Raw genomic sequence first — 25,904 nt, 5'->3', positions numbered from 1 at the left:
TCATGTGGTGTTACCCAGGAGCTAAAAGGCTCACTCGAGGGCTGGCTTTTGCCGGCCCTCCTTCTTTTACAACAGGCTACTTTTTATTTATGGTCTTCCAAACTTTTCAGTTCCTGCATTCCGTATATATTAGTGCGCCAACATTGTTATAACAATCCGCCTGGTGTGCTTGATGTAAGCCACCCGTTCCCTGATCGTGTTTAATTATTTCCCGAAAGTTTTCGGCTAAATGCTGAACAATGTTGCCCTACCGGTAACCGGTCAATACATACATGATTATTTATTGGAGCGAACAATGCTGCCTGTACAGCCGGGTAGTAAGCGGGATGTTTTGTCCCAACCAAATACAATTGAATCACCATTAAAAAAACAAAGCATGAAACGTAAACAGATCTTTCTATCCCTGGCAGCTACCGGGTTGATTACCGGAGGCTTGCTGTTTGCCGCCGATCACATTGATTCACCGGCAGTTACCAATCAAACGACAGACATCACCGATGTGTATGTATTCCGCGGGCAAGACCCAAACAATCTCGTATTTGTAGCCAATACCCAAGGCTTATTGATGGGGTCCGCAGCCACCAGCGCAGCCCGGTTTGATGAAAACACCCTCATTGAATTCAATATTGACAATAATAATGACAATGTGGAAGACCTGGTGATACAGGGTATTTATGCCAATGGTAAGATGAAGATATACGGACCGGTTAAGCCTGCAGAAACCGGCACCCGTAGCAGACTGCAAGGCAATTCTACTGCCGAAGTGGCTGTTACTGCTTATGGCGCCGCCTCTCCTACTATTACTACTACTACCAGCGGCCTGAAAGTATTTGCCGGGCCGCGTGATGATCCGTTCTTTTTTGACCTCACCCAGTTTAAAAAGATCATTGCCGGGCAAGCTACTTCCTTTAACAATCCCGGTACGGATGCTTTTGCGGGCACCAATGTGCTAAGCCTGGTAGTGGAAGTGCCCAAATCCATGTTAGGCGCCTCCTCCGGCAAATTAAATGTATGGCTGGAAACCAAGAAAAAGAGCTGACCCGATGATGCGTAAAACATTTCCCTTGTACTTAAAAATTATAACCATGCAAAAAAATATGTTGCTGATGATGGTTTCAGTTGTTATGATAGCAACTACCATTACCTCCTGCGATAAGGACGATGACAAGATGACTACTTATTACCAAACCATGGACCAGATGGCCCGCCCTGCTATCAATACCGTGTTTGTTAGTGCCGCTGAAAAAGATGTGTTCAATACTACTACGCCATCCATGCAGGGTGGAATGTTTGGCACCAAGTTCAAGACCAAGCTGCTGGCCCTGAATGCCGGCTATACCACCAATTTACTGGGACTGAATGCTGATCAGTTTACCGGTGTGCTGGCTACCGATGTTCTTAATGTATCTACCACCGCCCCTACGACCTTTTATGACGGCACGAATGTGCTCACCGGAAGGGCGCTGAGCGATGATGTGATTGATGTGGAACTGATATTAATTTTTGGAGGGCCCAATGCGATGGCCAATCCCGGCCTCACCAGTGACCATGTAGACATGAATGACAAGCCTTTTCTGAGCGCTTTTCCTTACCTCGCAGCTCCTTTTTAGCTATTTCGTGTTTCGGGTTTGGAGTTTCGGGTTCTTTAGGTGTAACAACGTAATGAATGTTAGTCGTCTGGTTGTTGCAAAAGCAATTTAACAGTTAGTCAGTTTAAGTATCAGCTGCAAGTTTCAATGCGGTAGCAACGCGAAACTCCAAACTCTAAACCCGGAACATTCCTTTATTATTTAAAAAACTGATCATGAAGCAGCTTATCATTTTTGGCGTATCTATCTTTCTTTTCATGGCCTGCAGGCAGCAACCGGTTACCAACCCCAAGGACTATGCAGCTTACCTGCGGCTACCAGGTAATGCTACAGGCTTACAGGCTATTGACCAGGAAATAGCACTTTGGCAAAGCCGCTTAGCAAGAACGCCTGATGATATGGTAGCCCAATCAAAGATCGCCGGTTTGCTGACAAGGCGGTTCAGGTATTCGGGGAATATCCCGGAAGTTCACCAGGCGGATAGTTTATATCGCATCGTGAACCGCATCAATCATATCCAGACCTCTGCTACCTGGCGTTCGCTCGCGGCCAACTGTATTACACAACACCGCTTCAGGCAGGCGCAGCAGTATGTTGATTCAGCCCTTGTGCTGGGTGATGACAGGTTCCTTACCGTGTTGATGGAATTTGATGTGGCCATGGAACTGGGCAACCGGTACCGGGCCAAAAAGGCGCTCAATAGCCTGGCCGATAAAAAAGGTTTTGAATACCTTATCCGCGCAGCCAAGTACAAAGATCATGCAGAAGGCAACCTGGACGCTGCCATTGTGCTGATGGAAGAAGCTTATGAAACCATCAACAATAATCCTGCCTTAGCCGTATGGACAATGGCCAACCTGGGCGACCTATATGGCCATGCCAACCGTTACCAACAGGCCTATCAACGTTACCTCAGGGCGCTGGCCATTGATCCCGCCTGCTATCATGCACTGAAGGGAATTGCCTGGCTTGCTTTTTCACACGACAGGGATGCCATGAATGCTAAAAAGATATTGCACTATCTGCAACAGCAACATCCTGTGCCGGATTATGACCTGTTGCTGGCGGAGATAGCGACTTATGAAAAAGATACTATTGCCCGGCAACAATACCAGCAAAGGTTTCTGCAGGCAACCAATGATACACTGTATGGAGATATGTATAATAAATACCTGTTTAGCCTACAGGTAGAAACGCCCTCCGGTATCGCCCAGGCTTTGCAGCTTGCCCGGCGGGAAGTGCAGCACCGCCCCACCCCCGAAGCCTATAGCTGGCTGGCCAGGGCTTATTGTGAGCAGGGTGCTGTAGACAAAGCGCTTGCCATAGCCCGTTCGCAGGTGGAAAATAAATGTTTTGAGCCTGATGTGTTGTATAACCTGGGGCGTATTTATATGGCCGGTGGCCATAGAGACAACGCAAAACAATACCTTCGGGAGGCCCAAAACAGTGCTTATGAATTAGGGCCTGTACAGGCTAACCAGTTGCAACAATTATTAATGAATCTTTAGTGATATACCAGCTATGAAGCTCCTTATTGTCATTATTAGCTGCTTTCTTACCATGGCTGCACAGGCCCGGCAAACGATCCGGGGAAAGGTGATTGACAAACTCACGAAAGAGCCCCTGGAACTGGCTTATGTGCACTGGAGCAATGCCCACCAGGGCATTACCACCAATGAACAGGGTTTCTTCTCCTTAACCTACCCCACCACCACCGACGCTGCTGCCGCCAAACTGATCATCTCTTTTGTTGGTTATGAAACACAGGAGATAAATGTGGAGCCCAACACAGAAAAGCTGGTGATCGCCTTACAAAAAGGCGCTGTTAACCTGCAGGAGGTAGTGATCACACCGCAATCAACCGCCAACTCTTTTCATACGATCAGTAAGATAGACCTCAACCTGATGCCCGCCCGTTCGGCACAGGACATTTTGCGCACAGTGCCCGGCCTCTTCATTGGCCAGCACCAGGGTGGCGGCAAAGCAGAACAGATCTTCCTGCGCGGTTTTGATATTGACCATGGCACAGATATTAATGTATCGGTAGATGGCCTGCCGGTGAATATGGTATCGCACGCTCATGGCCAGGGTTATGCCGACCTGCATTTCCTGATACCAGAACTCACCGCCAGTGTAGATTATGGCAAGGGCCCTTATTATACACAATATGGCAACCTGGGTACCGCCGGTTATGTAAGCATGAATACCCTTAACAGTCTTGATAAAAGTACGGTGAAGCTGGAAGGTGGGCAGTTCAATACTTTCCGCGGACTGGCTATGATCGATCTGCTGGATGAACGGTTAAAAGAAAAAGGAACGAACGCCTATGTAGCCAGTGAGCTGCTGTATTCAGATGGTCCCTTTGATGCACCCCAGCACTTCAACCGCTTTAACCTGTTTGGTAAGTTCAATACACAACTGGGCCGGAACAACAAGCTTACCCTGATTCTGTCTACACTCAACAGCGACTGGGATGCTTCGGGCCAGGTACCGGAACGTGCTGTGAAAAGCGGTCTTATCGGCCGTTTTGGATCTATTGACGATACAGAAGGCGGCTATACCAGCCGTACCAATGCCAGCGTCCGCCTTACCAGTTATCTGGACGATCACAGCAGTTGGGAAAACCAGTTGTATTATTCGCGTTATCAGTTTAAGCTGTATTCCAATTTTACTTTTTTCCTGAATGATCCCGTCAACGGCGACCAGATCAGGCAAGCGGAAGCAAGAGATATTTATGGCTTTCATTCCAAATTCACCCATGCCCTGCAAGCAGGCGACTGGCATATTACTTCCGCCTATGGAGCAGGGTTCAGGCTGGACAAGACCCACAACAGCGAGTTATCGAACACCCTTAATAAGAACACGGTACTGGAATATAAACAACTGGGTAATGTTAGCGAATTGAATGCTTTTGCCTGGGTAGAAGAACGTTTTCAGAAAGACCGCTGGTTATTTAATATCGGCGTACGGACTGATTATTTCAATTTTGATTATACCGACAAGCTCACTACGCCGTCATTGCCCGCCCAACGGAAGGCGATCTTCAGCCCCCGGCTGAATATCCAGTACACCCTCAATGATAAGAACCAGTTGTATTTCAAAGCGGGGAAAGGATTCCATTCCAATGATGCACGGGTAGTGGTCTTTAACCGTGGTTATGAAATACTCCCGGCTGCCTATGGCGCCGATCTTGGCATCCTGGTAAAACCGCTGCCCGGACTGCTTGTTAACGTGGCAGCCTGGTACCTGTACCTGCAGCAGGAATTTGTGTATGTAGGAGATGAAGGTATTGTGGAGCCCAGCGGTAAAACCCGTCGTACCGGCCTCGATGTTTCGGGCCGCTATCAGATCAATAAGTGGTTGTTTGCCGATGCCAATTTCAATATTGCCAAACCCCGGAGCATGGATACCCCCAAAGGAGAAAGTTATATTCCCCTTGCCCCCACTTTTACCAGTACGGGCGGGCTGAGCTGGCAATTACAACAAGGATTTAATGGCAGCATCCGGTACCGGTATATGAAAGACCGGCCAGCCAATGAAGACAAATCTGTCATCGCCAGCGGCTATACCGTTACAGATATTTCCTTCAATTACACGCAAAAGAAGTACGAGGTGGGTATTGCCGTAGAGAACCTGTTCAATGTAAAGTGGAATGAAACACAATTTGACACTGAATCCCGCTTAAAGGACGAACCAGCACCAGTAAGTGAAATACATTTTACACCGGGTGTTCCTTTCTTTGCAAGAGTGAAGCTGGCAGTCTTCTTTTAGCCTATATCCATCCTTTTCTTTCACGCAGGGAAGTGATGTGCGCTACATGGTGTTTACCGTGCCAGGCATACATGCCCAGCAGGAACCAGAGGGTCATTTCCTTTTTATGTTCCGGATGGAATACCGTCCTTTTCCATTGCTCATCGGTGAGGTCACGGATGGCAGCATGCCAGCGGGTATGTAATGCATAGAGCAGGGTGATGGAGATGTTTACAGGCACCACAGATACGTCTTTCAGTTCGGCCCACAGCCCTTCTTCATAAGGCTTGATGGCCGGGTTATTCTCTGTAAGCCCCAGCTTAAAACGTGTGTAAGCATTGAGGTGACTGTCGGCCACATGGTGCACGACCTGCCTCACCGTCCATCCCCCATCGCGATAGGGCGTTTCAAACTGTTTCTCATCGAGATTTTCGATAGCAGTCTCCAATAATCCCGGTAAGAACTGGATATCCTGCAGCCAGGTACGCTTTTGCTTGTCGGAAAAAGGTTGTGACTCATATTTGCCGATGGGGTATCGTAAGTCCATATGATTTGAAGATTTCTATGTTTACAAATTGAAAGACGGCGCCGCTCTTACTCCTCCCGCAGGGTGTGACCGGTAAGGTGAATGAACACGTCTTCGAGGTTGGCTTTTTTTACTTCTTTGGGGCGTTCAAAGCCAGTAGCCACCAATTCATCAATGAGCTTATCCGGTGTTTCCAGCGCAATGATCTTACCCGCATCTATGATGGCGATACGGTCGCACAGGACTTCTGCCTCGTCCATGTAATGGGTAGTAATGATAACAGTAGTGCCCTGCGCCCGGATGTTCTTGATCAGTTCCCACAAGTTACGGCGGGCATGGGGATCGAGGCCCGTAGTAGGCTCATCGAGGAAGATGATCCTGGGCTGGTTGATAAGGGTGGTAGCAATGGAAAAACGCTGTTTTTGTCCACCGCTTAACTCTTTGTACTTGTTTTTGGCTTTATCTTCCAGGTTCACACTTTTCAGCAATTCCCGTGCATTGACAGAACGGTTGTATAAACCGGCAAAGAGGTCTATCAGTTCCAGCAGGTTGAGGCCGGGGTAGAAGCCGGAGGTTTGCAACTGCACGCCAATGATCTTTTTGATCTCATTGGGGTCGGTATCCAGGTTAAATCCCTGCACAGTTACTTCTCCCGCCGTTTTATCCCGCAGGGTTTCTATAATTTCCAGGGTAGTAGACTTACCGGCGCCATTAGGCCCCAGCAAACCAAATATCTCCCCCTCCTGCACATCAAAGCTAATGCCTTTGACCGCTTCAAACTGGCCGTACTTTTTGACGAGGTCCTTTACAGAAATGATCACCTTGCTCATAAGGAACATCCATTTGAGGTGCAATCTAAGGAAGAAGTTTGAAGAAAAAGCGAGTGGCGAGTGGTAAATGGCGAGTGGAGGGGATACGGGCCATTTTTAGGCTGGTGCCGTAATAGGCGAAGCCCCTTCCTCGAGAAAGGGGCTTCTATTATTGAATGAGGGCAGGGATCCGATCGCTGTTATTCGGTAACGATGAGCTTTTGCACCTGTTTTTCCAAAGTAGCTCTGGTGGTTACCTGTACAATGTACAGGCCGGGGCGGAGACCATTGACCGGCAGGTTGCTTTGTGCATAACCATGCCATTGCTGCACTGCTTTGCCGCTGAGGTCGCTGATCATAATATCCCTTGGCTGCACATCGTCGAAGATGATGGTAAACCTTCCAGACCTGGCCGGGTTGGGTGTAAGTATCATTTTAGCCATGCCGTCCATACCCCGCACCATCCTGATAGCGTATATTGTTTTTGTGCCGTCCTTATCTATCTGTACCAGGCGATAGCTAGCCACCGATTTGATAGCGATGGATTCACTGAATTCATAGCTCAGGGGCACATCACTATTGCCCTGCGCTGCTTTTGATTGAACAGTAGCAATTGTTTGCCAGGGGTTGCCACCAGTGCTGCGTTGTATTTCAAACCGGCTGTTATTGCTCTCAGAAGAAGTGGTCCATTTCACCGTTACCAGCGCCTCCTTCCGGGTAACAGAAAAGTTGGTCAGGAGTACAGGGGTGACAATGTTTACAGCAAAGTTGACTGTTACGGTAGCCTGGTCACAAAGATTATCGCCGGTGGTAGCAAAGTTATTATCGGCGCCATCATCACAGATCTGGTATACGAAAACGACCTGTTTTGTAGTCAGTGAATTTCTGGTAATGGTACAGGAACCATCCGCATTGATCACAACAGATCCGTTAGACGGTGCTGTTACCAGTGTCCACTGCAGGTGTGCATAGGTATCATTCGGGTCATTGTCGGTACCGCCCAGGTCGGCAGCTTTACTGCCCGGACCGGGATAGTTGATATTGGAACCGTAGACCACAGCATCGAATGACAGCTCATTTTCGTCAGTACGGTCAAATATATCATCAAGAGCCGCTGGCGGGCAAGTAGTGCCCGGGCACACTTCATCTACACCGCTTATTTTTACATTATCCAGTACCAGCTTAGTGCCTCCCTGGTTACAAGTGGCATGAAAAGAAAGGAATATTTTAAAATCGGCGGCCACTACACCGGCCGGGAAATTAAAGGTAAAACAATGGGCGCCGCCACTGATTGACACTTGAAAATTATCGATACGTGCCAGAATATTTTCGGGGAGTTCTGCATCATTGGAGGTAGTAACGGAGGATTTAACAAATAGTATATCCATATAAGTAGCGCATGCAAAATTCACCTTACCATTCAGGTTCGAATTGTAAGGGGTTAGATCGAAGCATACTTCTACCGTATTGGAAGTTTTGTTAACGGCAGAAGTACCAATAACAGCATGGTTGTTACCTCCACCGGCAGGCGTTACAGCAACAGCATCACCATTGACAGCAGTGAATTGAGCTCCCTGGTCTAATGTCCAGTCGGTGGGGTTGGGTGAAAAATCTTCTTCCAGTTGGGCATGGATGGCAGTAGCAATCGTCAGCAGCATGCTGATAAGTAGAATACGTCTCATTTTATTTTCTTTATGGGGTTACAAATAGGGTATCCGTTCCAGATAGCAATACTTTCCGGTTAATAGGAATGGAATGTTGAAGTGGATGATTGACAGGAAAATGGACGGATTGTTGCCGGGGTCTCAGCCCATGGCAAAGAAATTACAGTGAATGGTAATGTAGTGTAAGATGCCTAAAGTGGAAATTGGATGATATACTGCGGTGCTTTGTAACAGTGAAGAAACAGATGCCAGAATAGTGTGGATTTTGAACCGGGATAAGGTTATGGAGAAGTAGAATAGCTGTGCCAAACAGTTATTAATACAAACCTAATAATATATTTGAGATTTAGCAATACCCTGCCAATTACTTGATCGAAAACAAGTAACCAATACAGGGTATGTTATTTTGAGCTGGCGCGAAGACAATATAGTGAGTAATGAGGGATCGGTGGTGAGTAGGAAATTTAAAGTATATTTGAGCCCTACGCCCCCTTACATGCACCTGCGACTATTATTATGTATCCTTTTTTCACATGCCTGCCTGATGGCCGGGGCACAAAAGGTAAATGAATACCAATTCACGTCTTTCAATACCAATAACGGGCTTTCAGCCAATGCCGTACTCAATGTGATACAGGACCACAAAGGCTTTATGTGGCTGGCTACCACCAACGGATTGCAACGGTATGATGGCAAAAGGTTCCTCACATTCAGGAATAAACCGGGTGATCCACAAACCATTCCCCACAATATAGTAGAAGGTGTTTATGAGGATACAAAGCATAACCTGTGGGTGCAAACAGCAGACGATAAAGTCGGGATCTTCAGCACCACGCATTTTACTTACCGGGAGATCCCCATACGTGTACGGGACAAAAAAGAATTAATGAGCATAAAATACCTGATGGAAGACAGGGAGGGGAACCTTTACCTGCTGCTCCATCAATATGCCATTTACCTTTTTTCAGCAAAAACACAGGAATTTACGCGCAGCCCGCTGAATGAAGTACTCCCGGCGGGCTGGACGGTATACGAGTTGTTGATCGATCATCATTCCCGCAATTTCTGGATGGCCTGTGATTCGGGACTGGCAGTATACAACGTCGGCAATAAACAGGTTAGCTATCGGGGGAATAATCGCAATAATGACCCGGTTATTGCAGCATTGGGGCAGGAAAAGTTTCCCCGTACGTTACACATCGACCGCAACAGGCATTTCTGGTGTTCTACCCCCCATGCAGAGCAGGAAGCTCAATTCGTAGTCCACCGTTTTGATCCGTCTACAGGCACTCATGACAGGCATATCCCCTTCCCGGCTTTAAAGCCTAAAAACGAATACCATGAATTAAAAAAGATCTATTCACAAAAAAATGGCCGGACATGGCTATGTGGATTGCCCTTTTTAATGGAATACAAAAAAGCGGGGTTAACTGTCTTTGAAAAGATCCCTGTCAACGAAACATGTAATCCCAGGAGCCTGGTCTTTGATATGGCAGTGGATATGTATGAGGACAGGGAACAGAATCTCTGGGTATCCACCACGCATGGATTGTTCAGGTTCAACCCGGATGCCAACTTCTTTTCCAATTATTTATTACAGCGGAGGAATGATCCGGCTGCTGTTGAACAACCGGTAACGGCAGTTGGTGAAATGAAAAATGGGGATATCTGGATCGGTACTGCGGGCGCCGGCCTGTACACCTATGGAAAGGATTTTACCCCGGTAGCCCCCAAAGGCGACCCCGCGGCTCAATACACACAGCGTTCAATATGGGCCATTTACCAGCATAGCCTTACAGGCCAGGTATGGATGGGATATACCAAAGGACAAATGATCCTATATGATCCGAATACCGGACAATCGGAACAATTTGCTCCCGAAATAATAGCCGGCAAGATCATCCGGAGAATCACAGAAGACAAAAAAGGAAACCTGTGGTTCAGTACCTGGAAAAACAATACAGGCGATATCATCAAATGGGACCGGCAGTTGGCAGGCAATGATCACAAAAAAGGATATGTACTGGTAAAAGCATTTCAGGAAACAATGCCCACCAACATCATCATTGATCAGCACAATTTCGCATGGGTAACTATGTACAACCAGGGTTTGTATAAAATAGATGCTGCCACCCATGCGCAAATAGACCATATCACCACCGCAAAGCCGGAAGGATACCGCCTGGCGGATGATGGCCTGTCCGACATCATTGAATACAATGACAGTTTACTGGTCATAGCAGGCGCCGCCATCCAGGTGATGAACACAAAAACAGGCAGGATTTCCATCATTACCAGACAGGATGGGTTGCCGGGTTCTGTTTTATCCATCGCCAAAGACAACCAGGGAATTCTCTGGCTGGGCTTGCTCGAAAATGGGCTTTGCCGGTTCAACCTGTCAAAAAACATATTTACAGTATATGATAAACGGGATGGGATGCTGGATGAGTTTTTTTCCCAGGCCGCTCATCTCAAACTAAATAATGGCCGGTTATTATTTTATGGTGGTCGTAATATCATGGTCTTTCAACCGGCAGATATGATAGCCAATGCCCAGGCGACACCGGGAATCATTACAGATTTCAAACTGCTAAACATATCCCTGCCCGTTGATTCATTGCTGCAATTGGCGAGGCTAACGCTTCCTTACGATAAAAATTCAGTAACGATTGAATTCAGTGCATTGAGCTTTAAGTCGCAGAATAAAATTAATTTCTATTATAAAATGGAGGGGCTGGACAAGGATTGGATACCAGCCGATGAATCGCTGCGGGCGATCTATAACTACCTGCCATCCGGGAAATATACTTTCCATATCAAAACAGACAATGGGGCTGATACCAACGGCCAGGTAACCAGTCTGAAAATAAACGTTGAAGCTCCTTTCTGGAAAACCTGGTGGTTTTACCTTACGCTTACATTGCTGATCGTTATCATTTTATACGTAATAGACCGGGAAAGGATAAAGCGTTTAGTAGGTCTCCAAAGAATAAGGACAGAGATAGCCATCAATTTACACCAGGAAGTAAGTTCTACCCTGAACAGTATCAATATGTTGGGTGAGATGGCACGTATAAAGGCCGACAGGGATATTGAACGCTCTAAAGAGTATATCCGGCAGATCAGTGATAAAAGCAGTCATATGGTGACAGCCATGGAAGATATTTTATGGAGCCTTGATCCCGACAATGACAGCATGGAAAAATCACTGTTGCGGATGAGGGAATATATTGATGCCTTAAAAAACCGCTATGCCGCCAGCATAGATCTTACCGTTGATAAAAAGGTAACCGCCGTAAAGCTGGATATGAAAAAACGGCTTGAATTTTTTATCCTTTTTAAAGAATCATTAAGAGCGATCATACAGCATGCGGAAGGAAAAGAAACCCTGATCAATCTCGGCCTTTCCGGCAACAAGTTGCTGCTGACTATACAGGATGCTACAGCCCATCCTGCTATCAACACGCCTGAGTTGGAAAAATTAATAAAAGACCTACATGGCCGCTCAGCCTTCATCAATGCAGAAACAGAGGTGCAGCGTGACCGTAATGGCATGGCTATCATTCTGCTGGTGCCAATGGGATGACAAACCCCGCTGCAATTTTATCCATTTCTTTCCAAACCGGATGATTAATTGCCTGCGGCGATACTTCTATGAATATAGCCGACTTACCGGCTGTACGGGATTCCTTCATATGAACAATACAGTTCAAAGTCATGGGGCGCTGCGCCATGTAGTCCAGCATGCGGATGGTGCCGGTGAAGGTTTCTATATCATTACCCAGTGGCTTCGCTTTTTTAATGACTACTTCTGTAGGTACTACTTTATTGGCCGGGATGTGCCGGGGCTCAATGTTGCGTCCTACCAGACCGGCATAATAGGCATGGAGGTTTTGTTGCAGCGAAGTCTCCGTAACAGACAGTTTGCCATCCAGCCACCACAGGTAAGCATAGGACCAGTAGCCCTTGCTGGCTGTATCGCCCCAGCCGGGATGGAAACGGATGTCCTCTACACCTTTCCAGGTGAAGGTGGGCGCAAAATCGGGCGGCAGGGCAAAATGTTCTGTACCCCAACCAGCAGGCAACGGCAAGGTGTAGGGCGGCTTCCAGGTAAACGGATCAAAGATGTCCAGCTCCTTTTTTATCCAATGTATGCAATCCACCTCATCAACGATGGAAAGAGAATTGGGGCTACGCATGCCATTGCTTCTGACACCAGCCTTTTTGGAAGCAATGAACTGCGCCTTTTTACTGCCTTGCTGCAGCAGCCTACTGATGAGTTCCGTTGCATCCGGCATGTTGGTATCATATAAACTATTACCCCTTTCGGCAAGCTGCCATTCCATGTCTGTATCATAGTATAATCTCAGCGGCATATTTACCAGGAACCGCTCATGGCCGGCAGCCACGTCATCCTTATAAAAGGGCGTCAGCTTACGCCAGGCATCGGCCTTATCTGTTATCTTACCAATGTCTTTGGTCATGAAATCAAGGATGTATTTAGCATCGCCCACCGAACGGGAGTTCCTGCGTATTTGTCTTTCGCACCAGGTCCAGAGGCCAAAAAGGTCTACCGGTGCATCCACTGCAAAAAAAGCTTTGGGATGCAGGCTATAGGAGGCCGGCTGTTCTGTAGCCAGCTCTGCATACCGCAGGGCAATATTCCCTGCAAAATCATAACCCGCCAATACAAAGCGGGCAGTATCTGCTGCAAAGGTGGCCGCAATGCTTTGCGCAATCTTGTTGAGGCGGTCAATAGCAGCCGCATCCGCATATAGCTTGTTGCCCATGGATACATATACCGTGAGCAGGTCATTGGCGTAGGCCACGTTATGTAAGCGGGTTTCCGATAGCAGGTTTTCAGGTACATTGAAGCAGGTGATCAGTAACAGGGTGCCCTTTATGTTGTTTGACTTTGGGCGAACAGCCAGGTAATAGCCAGTGGCGCTATCGCCTTTGTCAAATACGATCTTCTCTGTGGGTTGCGCCGTTGCCTGCGAAGGAAATAGCTGAATAACTGTCAGCAGTACTACAAGCATGATTTTCATAGACTGACGGCGTAATAACTGTTGCGGGTTCATCTTTTTTATTAAGTATAAGCTGTTATAAGACCTGTATGATTATTCTGATTTGAGGCTCTTTGCCGGGCTCGTTAAGGCGGCTTTGATGCTTTGAAAGCTGATGGTTATTAAGGCAATGACCACAGCCAGTAAGCCTGCCAACACAAAGACCCACCAACTGATGTGTACCCGGTAAGCGAATTCCTGCAACCATTGGTGCATGACCCACCAGGCCACCGGAGTAGCCATGATGATGGCTATGAGTACCAGTTTCAGGAAATCTTTGGAAAGTAATGTCACAATATTGGCTACGCTGGCGCCCAGCACCTTGCGTACCCCTATTTCTTTGGTCCGCTGTTCGGCGGTAAAAGCCGCCAATCCAAACAGTCCCAGGCAGGCAATGAAGATGGCCAGGAAGGTAAAAATAGTGGCCAGTGTGCCTACGATGGTTTCACTCCTGTACTGCCGTTGGTAGCCCTCATCAATGAATGAATAGGTAAAAGGAAGATCAGGGTTCATAGTACGGTACACCGTTTCGATGCCAGCCAGCGCCTCTTTTGTTTTGCCAGACTCAAGACGTACCAGGATGTTATCGAAACTATTCCTGGGATCAAGGCGAATGATCATGGGAGTAATAGGCTGGTGCAGGGAATTGAAATGAAAGTCTTCTATAAGGCCAATGATCTTTCCCGGCTTGCGCCAAAAGGTAAGCGGCTTGCCCACGGGGTCTTTATACCCAATACGTTGGGCCGCCATTTGGTTAATCAGATAATTGTTGGAATCGGCAAATGCGGGAGAAAAATCACGTCCCTGTATAATTTTCACCTTTAGTACTTTGGCAAAATCGTACCATACACCGGTTTGGTTGAACGAGATCATATCATTTGGGTCCTTACCGGGCCATTCAACAGCCTCGGTGGTATTGCCATTACCCAAAGGATTTAAGGCAGCATGTGTCACGGCCTGAATACCGGGCAATTGCAGCAACTCATTCCTGAATGCCTCATATTGTTTGGCTATGCCCCGGCCCGGAATACTGACCAGGTTTTTTCTGTCGTACCCAATGTCTTTCGTTTCTATGTAGTTCAATTGCCGGTATACGATCAGGGTGCCGGTAATGAGCAGCATACTCATGAGAAACTGGAATACTACCAGGCCCCGGCGGAAGAATTGTGCGCCTGCTCCAAAACGTAAGGTGCCTTTTAATACACGCGCCGGGTTTAAGGAGGAAAGGAAAAAGGCCGGATAGCTCCCTGCCAGAATACCCGTTATGATCAATAATCCCAATAGCAAGCCCCATGCAGATGGCTGCGCCAGTGGTAATGTTAGTTGCTTCCCCGTTAGATGATTGAATGCAGGCAATACAGCTACTACAATCACAATGGCTATTATCAATGCTATCGCAGCCAGTAATATAGCTTCCCCCATAAACTGCCAGACCAGGGAAAGCCGCCCCGCCCCTACTACTTTACGCACACCCACTTCCCGCGCCCGTTTTATAGAACGCGCCGTAGCGAGATTGGTAAAGTTGATACCTGCAATCAGCAACAGGAATAGGGCTACAATGGTCAGCAGGCGAACATATACAATGCGGCCACCTACCCGGTAGCCTGCCTTAAAGCTGGCGTGCAGGTAAGCTTCTGTTTCGGGTTGCAAAAAAAGCTGGATGTAAAAGGTGGAATTAAAATCGGTGTTACGTCCTTTGAGAAACCATTCGAGTTTAGCCTCAAACTGTTTACGGTCTGCATCAGGACTGAGTTGAATACGGGTACCGGGACCGCCATTTGTCCAGTCTTTAGCCCATGGCTCACGGTTCAGGAATTCGGACCAGGTGAGCAGGAAGTCATATCGTTCGGTTGCATTGGCTGGCAGGTTTTCAAAGACAGCCGTGACCTGATAGTCGACAGCATTATCAAAGCGGATTGATTTATTAATAGCATTTTGCGCACTACCGAAATAAGTTTCTGCCAGCTTACGTGAAATGGCTATACCGGAAGGTGAATTCAATGCCGTAGCAGGTGTGCCTGCCAGCAAGGGTATGCTGTACATACCAAACCAATCAGCCCCGGCATACCGCCCTACCTGCCTGATCATTTTATCACCTGCTGTCAGTACATGTCCTTCGGGCCAGGTGAAGCCGGCGGCATGCACTACTTCCGGAAATTGCTTTTTCAGTTCTTCGGCTAATAAGCCGGGCGTATCTTCATCGGCCACTACTTTGCCAGAAGAAAACTCCCGCTCCATGATGCGGTACAGAAAGGGACCATTCGCATATTGCTTGCCTATGCTCCATTCATCCCGTACCCAAAGGAAAATAAAGAGGCTGGCAGCCATACCCAGGGCCAGGCCCAGGATATTAATAGCGGAAAAGGCTTTATTACGCATCATATTCCGCCAGGCGATCTTATAAGTGTTTATAAACATAACCAGGTGTTTCAGGTTAATGTATTTTACCAAATGCAATGCCCGACCATAGGCCACTGATAATCAATCATATGCACCTTAGTTATCAAATTAAAATGTACGGTTTCGATACAATAAACGTACGCTTTTACACGCATTACTTATTTCAAAATGCCGTCCTTCCGCAAAGAAAGAATACGGGTATGCATGTTATCACGGTAAAATGGTAGCATACATAAAAACCTCCTACGACGGACGGGTTTTAATTAATTTTAGAAAAAGGAATACCATGTCTGCTATAACGGCCCCCACTATTGATTGTGACCGGCTTCATCCACTCCTGGTAGTGAGTGATATACCTGCCGCTGTTGATTTTTATGCCAACAAGCTGGGCTTTTCTCATGGCTTTACCTGGGGCGAACCACCGGAAATGGCCGGCATGAACATAGGGGACGTTTCCATACACCTATATAAAGGGGAACCCCATAGCAACTCCGTGTATTTCGTGGTGGGTGATGCTGATGAGTTGTATGAATTTCAGCGCAGCAATGGTGTGGAGGTAGTGCATACACCGGCAGACAGGGAGTATGAACTGCGCGATTATGCGGTAAAAGACCCCTGGGGCAATACGCTTGCCTTTGGGCACTATATCCAACATATGGGGCCTCCCATTAAGATAGAACGAGTAGCAGTGCCTGTACGCCTGGAAAAGCGCCTGGCCGCCCTTCTCAAGGACCTCGCCGAACACAAGGGCATGAGCATTGACAGTTGCCTGGAAGAAACCCTCCTGCACACTTTTGAAGTAGTAGGCAAAAATGTGGGCGTGGCCAGCCCGCATACCAAAAAGACTCACGAGTTTATCCAGGAGCTGAAGCAAAAGCATGGCATTGATTACGACACCCACGCCAGCTACCGGTTTGTGGAATAATAGCTATTTATACTTTTTTATTGATTTCCGCTTAGCTTTAAGGCATTATGCAACAACGGAAGGAATTGTCTGAAGTAGCTAAGTTGTTCTTCAAGCTGGGCTGTGTCGGCTTTGGCGGGCCGGCGGTACATATTGCCATGATGGAAAAGGAGGTGGTACAAAAAAGGAAATGGCTATCCCATGAACAGTTCCTTGATCTTGTAGGCGCCACCAATCTTATTCCTGGGCCCAATTCTACTGAAATGGCCATGCATTGCGGACAGGAAAGAGCCGGCTGGAAAGGACTTGTTGTAGCCGGCTTGTGCTTTATTATGCCCGCCGTGGTGATCACCGGTCTTTTTGCCTGGGCCTATCAGCAATATGGCCAGTTGCCACAGGTAACGCCCTTTATTTATGGTATTAAACCGGCCATTATAGCCGTGGTGGTATCCCTGATGATCACACTGGGGAAGAAAGCATTTACCTCCATACAATTGATCATTGTCGGCAAAATTGCTGCAGCGTTGGCACTATATGGATTTCATGAAATACTCATTCTGTTTGGTGCAGGATTGCTGGGGATACTACTGCAATTAGCCAGAAACAGGAAACACACATTACAAAATGTTTTCCCATTTGCCTTATTACAGCTTGCCTATACCACCAGCAATATATTTGACTGGAAAATATTCTGGATCTTCCTCAAAGTAGGCGCTATACTATACGGAAGCGGGTATGTATTATTTGCTTTCCTGGACGCCGAGCTGGTGCGCACCAACATGCTCACCAAACAACAATTAACAGACGCCATTGCAGTAGGTCAATTCACACCCGGACCGGTGTTTTCATCAGCCACCTTTATAGGATGGCAGTTACAGGGATTTCCCGGGGCAGTGGCCGCTACCATTGGGATCTTTTTGCCTTCCTTTCTATTCGTGGCCTTACTGAACCCGTTGATCCCCCGGCTGAGAAAGTCCAGGTTCATGTCGGCATTCCTGGATACAGTGAATGCCGCCTCCATTGCCCTTATATTGGCTATCTGTGTAGAGATGGGAAAAACAACTGTGACAGACTGGAAAACAATATTGATTGCACTATTGGGTTTTGCCTGCACATTTTTATTTCCCAAAATAAACAGCGCCTTCATCATATTGGGCGGCGCCCTGAGCGGCTATCTGTTGTCGCTGGTCTGAAATGGGTCGATAAATTACTTACACTTTTACCGCAACAACCTCAACCCTCCTGTTATGACACGGTTAGACAAAAAAGTAGGCTTTACCATTGTTCCCGATAAAATACTTTTACGGGAAGTGAATGGCAAAAAGTGGACAGCCATCACCATGTCCATCAATAAGGAGCAATGGAAACGGCCATAGGATGTATGACATGAAGGCATCGTTTTCACCGTACGCCTATGGTGCAGATCTTCCAACCTGTTTGTGGAAAATATACCTGCACTAACAACCGCACTTAGCCTGCACGACGCGCTCTCGTACGCGCTGCTTTCTTCGCCGCTACGGAGCGCTTACGTGGTCCTTTTGTTTTGGCAGCCTTACGTGCAGCAGCGGAACGGGCGGCGGCGCCGCGTTTCCTGGCGGCTGTGCGGGCCTGTTCTGACAATGCTTTATGGGAAGCAGCCGCATGGCCTTCGCGCTTCAAGGCCTTCGTCCTTGCCCGTGAACGCTTCCTCGAAACCGGCTCATGATGTTGCCCTTTTTCGTACGCGCTTTCCGCGCTCTTACGGGTTTTCTCTGAAACGGTGCCTTTCTTAGGCGGCTTCAGGTCAACGCCTGCGCGACGGGCCTGCGATAGCCCGATAGCAATAGCTTGTTTGGCTGACCGGGCGCCGTGTTCCCCTTTGCGTATTTTCTTTATTTGATCATGCACGAACTCACCCGCCTGTGTAGAGGGAGATTTGCCTTGCCGCTTGTCACGCCTCGCGCGCTCGATTACTTTCTTTTCTGGCATAACACAATGTTTTCAACATCCGCAGCAATTGGCATGCCCGGGCATACCGCGTGTAACATCCAGGCCCGGTAGGTAGATACAAACCGGGGAAGGGATGCACACTTGCATTATGGAAAATAGTTAACGTACAGGTTTGGTGGCAGAAAATCCGTTCTCGCCATGGAACCACTTGCCTGCCTGCCCGGTAAGCCATAGATAATAATCTGAAGCCAGCTCATTTTCGATGCCTACAAATTGTTTGTCGCCATGTAAGGGAAGATCGGCCGCACGGGCGCATTTAAAGATAGCCGTGCCCTCGTCTATTTCGTCAAACATGGCAATGTACAAGCTTTGCGCACCGGATATTTTGGCGCCTGCCACCTGTTTCCATAGGAAATCTCCTTTAAGGCGGGGAATGGAATTGTACTGCGCAACATCCATTTTCAGGTTGCCCCAGCTAAAGCCCGGAAAGGCTAAAGGGACATAGGAGACCTTGTTGGTATTACACCATTGAATATCACCAGCCAATTCCCCGCCTGCTATACTGTTATAGTTATCATTGCTATACCTTCCCACTGCCCAGGGCATTACGATATCGCACTTTTTAATGAGTGCATGCAATGCCGGGGAGGCTTCTGTATCATTCTTTAAGGTGCGCCAGTAATAAGGCACCCCCAGCATCACCGATACTTTTTTGGCGGGGCCTTTGATCCTGTCAACCAGCTTGTCCACATCGGCCGTCGTGTATCTCCTGTTGTCATTAAAGCCTACGCCCCAGATAACGACCAGTGGCTTTTTGTTGTGCCGTAAATAGGTAGGATGTGTTTTATTGTCAAAAAGGGTGAACAGGTTTTGTAATTCATTCCAATCCTGTTCCAGGTACGCCACATCTTCGGGGGCACACCCGCTGAGGTCATACATGACACAAATGGCCCGGCCGTACTTTTTAGCTGCTTTCAGGGCATTTTCCAATACCTTATTAAAATGCCTTTTCCCCTTGGGGTTGGATGGTTTTATTTCTCCCACAAAGCGTTGCATGAAAACGCCGTCAATGCCGTAATCCTTCATCCACTTGAAATGCAGGTCTACACTTTCCTCATCATAAGGGCTGTACAGGTAGGCATCACTACCATTGGCAAACGCGAAGGGCGACTTATAGGTTTTGGGATACTCCGTTATGTCGGGCCAGAAATCCACGGCCGAGCAGCCAGGCATGAATCCCCCGCAACGGGCATTCTGGTAGTGGTACCATCCCCTTTCTGAAGCATCGCCCTGTGCTGCAAACCAACCCTGGTAGCCGGCCATGACCAGTTTATTGTAAGAAGTATATAAACACCCTGTTTCATCGTATACCACCTCCTGTACCGGAGGGTCGGGCGGATTGGTCGTATCCCCTCCGCTGCCTTTGGAGCAGCAGGCAAGCATCATCAATGCAGGCGTAAATAAAAACCTTGCTATTTTTCTCATAGTATAAATATTTTTAAAGAACTATATGCCCAGCTTCACAGCCGGCGCATAATTCGGTTTGGAGCCTCCAATACCAATCAGTGCACCTACCCGGAAATAATAGTTGTTGCCAGGTTTTAATTGTGAGCTGTTGGAAGGCAGGTCTATTTCCAGCGTGTACACATGGCTGGGGTCGGTCACTGCATTGATCTGTTGCTCTGCCATTACCAGCCGCATAGGCTCTCCTACCCTTGAGTCGGAATGCGCATAGAGGCCAATTTTTTGTACGTTGTTGATCACATTCTGTTGCAACTTAAAAGTGGCTGTCACCTTGCTCCCGTTCCTCACAATGCTCACCTCCTTCACCCGGATATAAGGCGTTACCTTGAAGTCGAGCTTTGTTTGTCCTTTGATCGCTATTTCCTGATCAGGAACAGGAATGAAATTGGGCTCGCTTATTTTGATGGTATAGGTGTTGGCAAACATTAAGGTGTTGGCATAGGTACCATCGTTTTTGAGGATCATGTACTGCGACTGCGGGTTGGCATACCCGTGTTCAATAAACTCAATACGGGTGCCGCGTATAATATCCATCTGCACCAGCTCATTGGTAGCTTCATCAAGGAAACTGCCGGAAAGGCCGGAATCGGGCCCGTCATAGTTATCCTTTTTGCAGGAAGACAGGGCAATGACGGATATAAAGAGTATTAACCGTAATTTATTCATAACAAATATTATTAGTCTTTTAATACTGCGGATTTTGTACCAGTCCATTGGAACCTATACCGGGGATGTAGCGGTAGTAGGATTTCGGCTGAAATGTTTTAGGATTGGTATTGGGCACGTTTACCCGGACAAAGATGTATTTGATGGCAGGCAGCGCACGCAGGTCCTGCAACGGCAGCAGTGAATGCATAAACCTGTTGTTGAATTCTGTGTGAAACTCCCGTCTGCGGATGAGGTCCCAATATCTTTTGTTCTCAAATGCCAGCTCTACCCTTCGCTCCCTTTGTACATTTTCGGGTGTCAATGTAATATCAGCAGTATGGCCTGCCCGCTTGCGCAGGTCATTGATGCATTTGGCCGCCAGTGCCGCATCACCCTGGCCGCTTTCTGCCACCGCCTCTGCATAGATGAGCAGCACTTCAGCATAACGGAACTCGATCCAGTCGGTAGTGCTTTGGTTCCAGCCCGGTACAATGGGATTGTTCTGGTTCATGAACTTTTTGAACGAGAAACCGGAGCGGGTATTATTACCGCCGTAAGTATCAAAGCCTGAGTACATGGTCACGTCCGGCGCGCCATAGGTATAATAAGTATTGGCACCTACCGTGATTTGGTCCTTGGTACGGATAACAGCATTCCCATCCGGCTTTACATAACCTGCCTGGATAATGATGGGGGTGTTCTTCCATACAGTACCCGGCAAGATAGCAGTACCCCAGAGGCGGGCATCCTTGTCTTTAAAGATCTCGTTGGGGTTGTTGAACTGTATGTAATTGGTAGAACTGGTAAAGCCATTGTAGTCTGTAGTGTTGCCATCTACCCGCGTTACGACAGGAGCAGACTGCCCCGGATTGGTATAACTTTCATACACATCTACCAGGTCGAGCGTTGGGTTCATACGACCGGGGTGAGGCCATCCATTGGCGGCCTGCGCAGGCTGGTACCAGATATCATAATTATGGCCCTGGTTGTTACCCGGCAGGGTGAACCCTTTGATCATGATGGCTTCGTTGGTAGCATCATTGGGATTTTGGAATAACAGGCGATAGTTCTCTGCTGCTTCAGCAGGATTGGCCGGGTTCGGCCTGTATAAAGCATACCCGCCATTGGTAATGAGCTCATGCGCCGCATCAATAGCCGCTTTGTAATAACCATTGGCATCACCGGCATCAAGTCCCACCAGCTTTTGGGTCACTGCATCGCCGGTCAGTGTGATCCGGTTACCAAATTTGGCCAGCGAGGCAGCATGTAAGGCAGCCCTGGCTTTTAAGGCCAGCGCCGTCCATTTGGAAGCACGGCGGCTTTTGGCAGTACCCAGGTTGTCAATGGCCTGGTCACATAATTCCAGCACATAATCCCAGGTTTCTTTTTCGGTGCTGCGGGGTACTTTCAATTTTTCGGGATCACCATCAAACACCTGCGACTTTTTCATTAAAGACACACCGCCGTATCTTTTGGCCATGGCGAAGTAAGCAAAAGCCTTGATAAAGGCGCTTTCACCGGTCAGCGCCGCTTTTTCCTCTTCCCGGATGTTAAGGGTAGGGATATAATCAATGAGCAGGTTCACATCACGGATGAGTTTATACCCCTGGTCCCACCAATGGAAATCGCCATCTCCTACAAAATCCCCAAACTCCGTATGTACCGCTTCGTCAGTTTCCATGGCAGCGCTAAAGCCGCCATTGTTGGGATCGCCGCCATTCTGGTTGAAGCCCTGGCGGAAGAAAGCGAAGTCCTCTATAGGTAACTGGAAATACAGGTTGGCCATGTAGACCTTTACGCCCTGCGGATCGCCAAAGATGGCATCAGCCGTTAGTTTATCAGTCGGCTGCAGGTCCAGTACCCGCTTACAACCTGCCAACGAGAGGCCTGCCGCCAGTAGGATGTATGTTATTTGATTCAGTTTCATAGCAAGCTCTTTTTAGAAGTTAAGATTGATACCAACATTGTATATTTTGGAAAGCGGGTAATTGAAACCGGCATTGAAGAGGCCTTCCAGTCTTTCCGGATCAAATGCCTTTACAAATGGATCGGCAATGGTGAGCAGGTTGAACCCACTCACAAATACACGCAGTTTCCTGATCCCTGTACCGGAGAACCATTTGTTCTCAAACGTGTAACCCAGTTCCACGCTTTTTAAGCGTACGTAAGAAGCATCTTTACGCCATACAGAACTTTCTTTGTACATGCTGCCTACATCACCATTGAAGCGGGAGGCAGGCCATTTGCCGGGTATCCACTCGCTCTTGGAATCATAAGGATCGGCTTTGTGCCACCTGTCGAAGAAGTAAGCAGGCGTATTACCGCGGAAAGCCATCACCTCTGCATATACTTCGCTGAAACGAACGGTGTACATCGCTGCCCCCTGCAGCAGTACGTTCAGATCAAACCCTTTATAAAAGCCATTGAGCGTAAGGCCATAGTTGATCTTGGGATTTTTACCCCTTGGGTTCTGGTTATCGTTGGTTCCGTTTGCGCCGAGGTACATGGGCAGCATGTCCTTGTCATCAATCACCCCATCGTTGTTGATATCTGCATATTTGAAATCGCCGGGCAGTTCACGGATATTGGCCTGGTCACCATTCTGGAGGGGATAGTTGGCTATTTCATCCATGCTCTGGAATTGTCCGAGGTAAGTGTAAGACCAGATGATATCATCATAACGGTAAGCCTGTCCGTTCCTCCACCTGTCCCAACTGCTTTGAAAAGGCGCCCTTTCCCGGTACAGGTTTTGGGAGCGGGCAAAGTTGAAGTTGCCCGATACATTGAAACGAAAGTCTTTCCCGATCCGGTCGTTGTAACCAATGGAGAATTCAATACCCTGCACGCGGTCGCTTTCAAGGTTTTCTTCTGCCAGTGCAGTACCGAAGGTATTGGGCAGTGAAAGGTTCCTCCTGGCGGGTATACCCACCCTGTCCCTGCGGTATACCGCCCCTTCGAAGGTGAGCTTATTGTTGAAGAAGCCGAGCTCTATCCCAATGTCGGCTGTTTTGGCGGTAATCCAGGTAAGCCGTGGATTCACCAAACCGGGCGCTGCGGCCCCGGTAGTGGCACTACCATTCTCAAATTCATATTGTCCGCCACCGCCCAGGGAAAAACCCTGTATCCACTGGAAGGGGCCACCGGCATACTCTCCTACTTCACCATAAGAGGCGCGCAGCTTGAGGTTAGAGATGAAACTCACTTGCTTCATGAAGTTCTCTTCAGAAACCCTCCACCCGCCGGAGATAATGGGAAAGAATCCCCAACGTGTATCCGGCGGATAAGCGAAGGTGCCCATGTAGCGGAAGGCCAATTCCAACAGGTATTTTTTATCATAATCATAATTGAACCGGCCCAGTACGGCCTGTGAGGCAGATTGTCCTTCTCCGCCGGAGTTGGTCATGTTGTTGGCGCTGGCAGCATTGATCTGGTCAATGGTATAGAAATTATACAACCTTCTCAGGTCTGCATTGCGGCTCCATTCCTGCCTTTGTTCAAAAGCGCCCAGTACAGCTATATTATGATGGTTGGCAATAGTGGTAGCATAATTGGCCTGCGCCAATACCACAAAGCGATTGCTGTTGCCATAGCCATTGGAAATACCACCGGTGCCTACCCGTTGTGGTGAGGGTACGTATTCACCACCTACATAGGTGTAGAGGGTATAGGGTTTGGACACATCCTTGCCCTGGTAGCTGTTGAGGTCATAGGCGGCCGTCCCTTTTATAGTAAGTCCCTTTACATAAGGCACCTCATAGATCAGCGAGAAAGTAGATTGTACATTCCTGTTCACCGTTTCACTGTAACCGGTCATAGCGGCATTGGACAGGGTGAGCGGGTTTTGGTTGGAAGGTGTCACTACAGCAGGATATGCAGGATTGTTATTGGCAAAAGGTTTCTCAGTAGGCAGGGTTACCCGTGTACCCTTAAAGATGTTAAAAAAGTTTTCGCCGGGCGTGGTCCTTTTATCATACCGACCGCCGATGAGCACTTCTGCCTTCAGGTTTTTCACCAGCTCAGTGGTGAGGTTCGCCCTGAAATTATAACGCTTATAGTTCATGTCATTGCTGCGGAGGTAGCTGCCTTCGTCTACATAGGCCAGACCGATATAGTATTGTGTTTTTTCGTTACCGCCGGAAGCAGAGAGGTTGTGTTGCTGCTGGATAGCTGTTTTTTTCATAGCGGCATCATACCAGTCGGTACTTTCATAACCGGGGGCGCCGTCTATCCATTTCTGCAGCTCTTCCTGTGAAACGAAGGGAGCGCCGGTGGCCAGCAATGCGGCATCATTCCGCATTTGCATCCATTCGGCGGCATTGGCCATGCGGGGCACATCGGTAGGTTGTGAGAAACCCACTACGCCGGTATAGTTAAAGGTAGCTTTACCCCGCGCGCCTTTTTTGGTAGTTACGATCACTACGCCATTGGAGGAACCAAATCCATAGATGGCGGCAGAAGCATCTTTCAGGAAGGACACGCTTTCAATATCATCTGCATTGAGGCGCTGGAATTCGGAAGAGCCATCGCGTACAATACCATCAATCACATACAGGGGCGCACCAAAACCGCGGATGTTGATCATGTTGTCAAACGTACCGGGCTCGCCGCCCAACTGGCGTATCTGTAAGCCCGCTACCTTACCCTGCAGCTTTTGCGCCAGGCTTACGTTGGTAGTGGTCTGGATGTCCCTGTTGGTGATATTGCTCACGGAGCCGGTCAACGTTTCTTTTCTTTTGGTACCATAGCCTACTACCACCACATCGGATAGCTGGTCATCTCCGTCGGCCATGGTTACATTGATAACGGTACGTGTACCGATTTGTTCCACCGCCTCTTTTTTACCCACAAAGGAGAATACCAACTCCCTGGCGTTCTGCGGCACAGTAACGCTGAATGATCCCTGGGCATCTGTAGTAGTGGCCGACGTATAGGTGTCGGTCGTGGCATTGCCATTACTGCTCCTGACCGAAACAGTAACGCCGGGCAAGGCATTGCGCCCGGCATCCGTTACTTTCCCGCTGATCACTTTTTGCTGAGCCATCGTCAAACAGGGGAAAGCACAGATCATGAATAATATGACGTGCAATTTTTTCAT

18 protein-coding genes are annotated in these 25,904 nt (G+C 48.1%); 8 read left to right on the top strand and 10 right to left on the bottom strand.

All coding sequences use genetic code 11. The features are described from left to right. Positions 1–376: 376 nt before the first annotated feature. The 4 genes from HB364_RS33375 to HB364_RS17330 all read left to right on the top strand — a co-directional run bounded on the left by HB364_RS33375 (position 377) and on the right by HB364_RS17330 (position 5,360). Positions 377–1,039 (top strand): DUF4331 family protein, encoded by a 663-nt coding sequence (locus HB364_RS33375; RefSeq protein ID WP_167289474.1) that lies wholly within the window; start codon positions 377–379, stop codon positions 1,037–1,039. 46 nt (positions 1,040–1,085) lie between these two features. Further along, positions 1,086–1,610, top strand: coding sequence for a DUF4331 family protein (locus HB364_RS33370; protein WP_167289473.1), 525 nt, complete (start codon positions 1,086–1,088; stop codon positions 1,608–1,610). 194 nt (positions 1,611–1,804) lie between these two features. Then, positions 1,805–3,097, top strand: coding sequence for a tetratricopeptide repeat protein (locus HB364_RS17335; RefSeq protein ID WP_167289472.1), 1,293 nt, complete (start codon positions 1,805–1,807; stop codon positions 3,095–3,097). A 13-nt stretch (positions 3,098–3,110) separates the two neighbouring features. Next, positions 3,111–5,360: a TonB-dependent receptor gene (locus HB364_RS17330; protein WP_167289471.1), complete on the top strand. Its 2,250-nt coding sequence runs from the start codon at positions 3,111–3,113 to the stop codon at positions 5,358–5,360. Position 5,361: 1 nt separating this feature from the next. On the opposite strand, the gene HB364_RS17325 is transcribed toward HB364_RS17330, so the two are convergent. The 3 genes from HB364_RS17325 to HB364_RS17315 all read right to left on the bottom strand — a co-directional run bounded on the left by HB364_RS17325 (position 5,362) and on the right by HB364_RS17315 (position 8,356). Then, positions 5,362–5,886, bottom strand: a complete 525-nt coding sequence (locus HB364_RS17325) for a YfiT family bacillithiol transferase (RefSeq protein ID WP_167289470.1) — start codon at positions 5,884–5,886, stop codon at positions 5,362–5,364. Between the two features lie 47 nt (positions 5,887–5,933). Next, positions 5,934–6,695: an ABC transporter ATP-binding protein gene (locus tag HB364_RS17320; protein ID WP_167289469.1), complete on the bottom strand. Its 762-nt coding sequence runs from the start codon at positions 6,693–6,695 to the stop codon at positions 5,934–5,936. Positions 6,696–6,874: 179 nt separating this feature from the next. Beyond that, positions 6,875–8,356, bottom strand: a complete 1,482-nt coding sequence (locus tag HB364_RS17315) for a T9SS type A sorting domain-containing protein (RefSeq protein ID WP_167289468.1) — start codon at positions 8,354–8,356, stop codon at positions 6,875–6,877. 457 nt (positions 8,357–8,813) lie between these two features. Between HB364_RS17315 and HB364_RS17310 the strand changes: the two genes are divergently transcribed. Then, positions 8,814–11,924, top strand: coding sequence for a ligand-binding sensor domain-containing protein (locus tag HB364_RS17310; protein WP_167289467.1), 3,111 nt, complete (start codon positions 8,814–8,816; stop codon positions 11,922–11,924). Here HB364_RS17310 and HB364_RS17305 read toward each other — a convergent pair. Next, the gene (locus HB364_RS17305; protein ID WP_167289466.1) at positions 11,899–13,386 is read right to left on the bottom strand and encodes a hypothetical protein; all 1,488 of its coding nucleotides are present in this window, start codon (positions 13,384–13,386) and stop codon (positions 11,899–11,901) included. The genes HB364_RS17310 and HB364_RS17305 overlap by 26 nt on opposite strands. 72 nt (positions 13,387–13,458) lie before the next feature. Continuing rightward, the gene (locus HB364_RS17300) at positions 13,459–15,822 is read right to left on the bottom strand and encodes an ABC transporter permease (RefSeq protein ID WP_167289465.1); all 2,364 of its coding nucleotides are present in this window, start codon (positions 15,820–15,822) and stop codon (positions 13,459–13,461) included. 268 nt (positions 15,823–16,090) lie between these two features. Here HB364_RS17300 and HB364_RS17295 point away from each other — a divergent pair, with 268 nt between their 5' ends. From HB364_RS17295 to HB364_RS33365, 3 genes are read left to right on the top strand one after another with little or no spacing between them, the layout of a single operon-like run. Next, positions 16,091–16,729: a VOC family protein gene (locus HB364_RS17295; protein WP_167289464.1), complete on the top strand. Its 639-nt coding sequence runs from the start codon at positions 16,091–16,093 to the stop codon at positions 16,727–16,729. 47 nt (positions 16,730–16,776) lie between these two features. After that, the gene (gene chrA, locus HB364_RS17290; RefSeq protein ID WP_167289463.1) at positions 16,777–17,901 is read left to right on the top strand and encodes a chromate efflux transporter; all 1,125 of its coding nucleotides are present in this window, start codon (positions 16,777–16,779) and stop codon (positions 17,899–17,901) included. A gap of 54 nt (positions 17,902–17,955) precedes the next feature. Then, a complete protein-coding gene (locus HB364_RS33365) occupies positions 17,956–18,084 on the top strand; it encodes a hypothetical protein (protein ID WP_262889789.1) in 129 nt (42 codons plus the stop codon). A 94-nt stretch (positions 18,085–18,178) separates the two neighbouring features. Here HB364_RS33365 and HB364_RS17285 read toward each other — a convergent pair whose 3' ends face one another. From HB364_RS17285 to HB364_RS17265, 5 genes are all read right to left on the bottom strand, one after another. Next, on the bottom strand, positions 18,179–18,676 hold the full coding sequence (locus tag HB364_RS17285) for a DUF6496 domain-containing protein (protein ID WP_167289462.1): 498 nt from the start codon (positions 18,674–18,676) through the stop codon (positions 18,179–18,181). Positions 18,677–18,796: 120 nt separating this feature from the next. Then, positions 18,797–20,122, bottom strand: a complete 1,326-nt coding sequence (locus tag HB364_RS17280) for a glycoside hydrolase family 71/99-like protein (protein ID WP_167289461.1) — start codon at positions 20,120–20,122, stop codon at positions 18,797–18,799. A gap of 21 nt (positions 20,123–20,143) precedes the next feature. Further along, positions 20,144–20,827 carry a DUF3823 domain-containing protein gene (locus tag HB364_RS17275; RefSeq protein WP_167289460.1) on the bottom strand — a complete coding sequence of 228 codons (684 nt, stop codon included), beginning with the start codon at positions 20,825–20,827 and terminating at the stop codon, positions 20,144–20,146. A 19-nt stretch (positions 20,828–20,846) separates the two neighbouring features. Then, positions 20,847–22,736, bottom strand: a complete 1,890-nt coding sequence (locus HB364_RS17270) for a RagB/SusD family nutrient uptake outer membrane protein (protein ID WP_167289459.1) — start codon at positions 22,734–22,736, stop codon at positions 20,847–20,849. 12 nt (positions 22,737–22,748) lie between these two features. After that, the gene (locus HB364_RS17265) at positions 22,749–25,904 is read right to left on the bottom strand and encodes a SusC/RagA family TonB-linked outer membrane protein (RefSeq protein WP_167289458.1); all 3,156 of its coding nucleotides are present in this window, start codon (positions 25,902–25,904) and stop codon (positions 22,749–22,751) included.

It is taken from the genome of Paraflavitalea devenefica (assembly GCF_011759375.1).
In the GTDB taxonomy this organism is placed as follows: domain Bacteria; phylum Bacteroidota; class Bacteroidia; order Chitinophagales; family Chitinophagaceae; genus Paraflavitalea; species Paraflavitalea devenefica.
The sequence above is the reverse complement of the archived record's forward strand: the minus strand, read 5'-3'. Positions and strand labels throughout refer to the sequence as shown.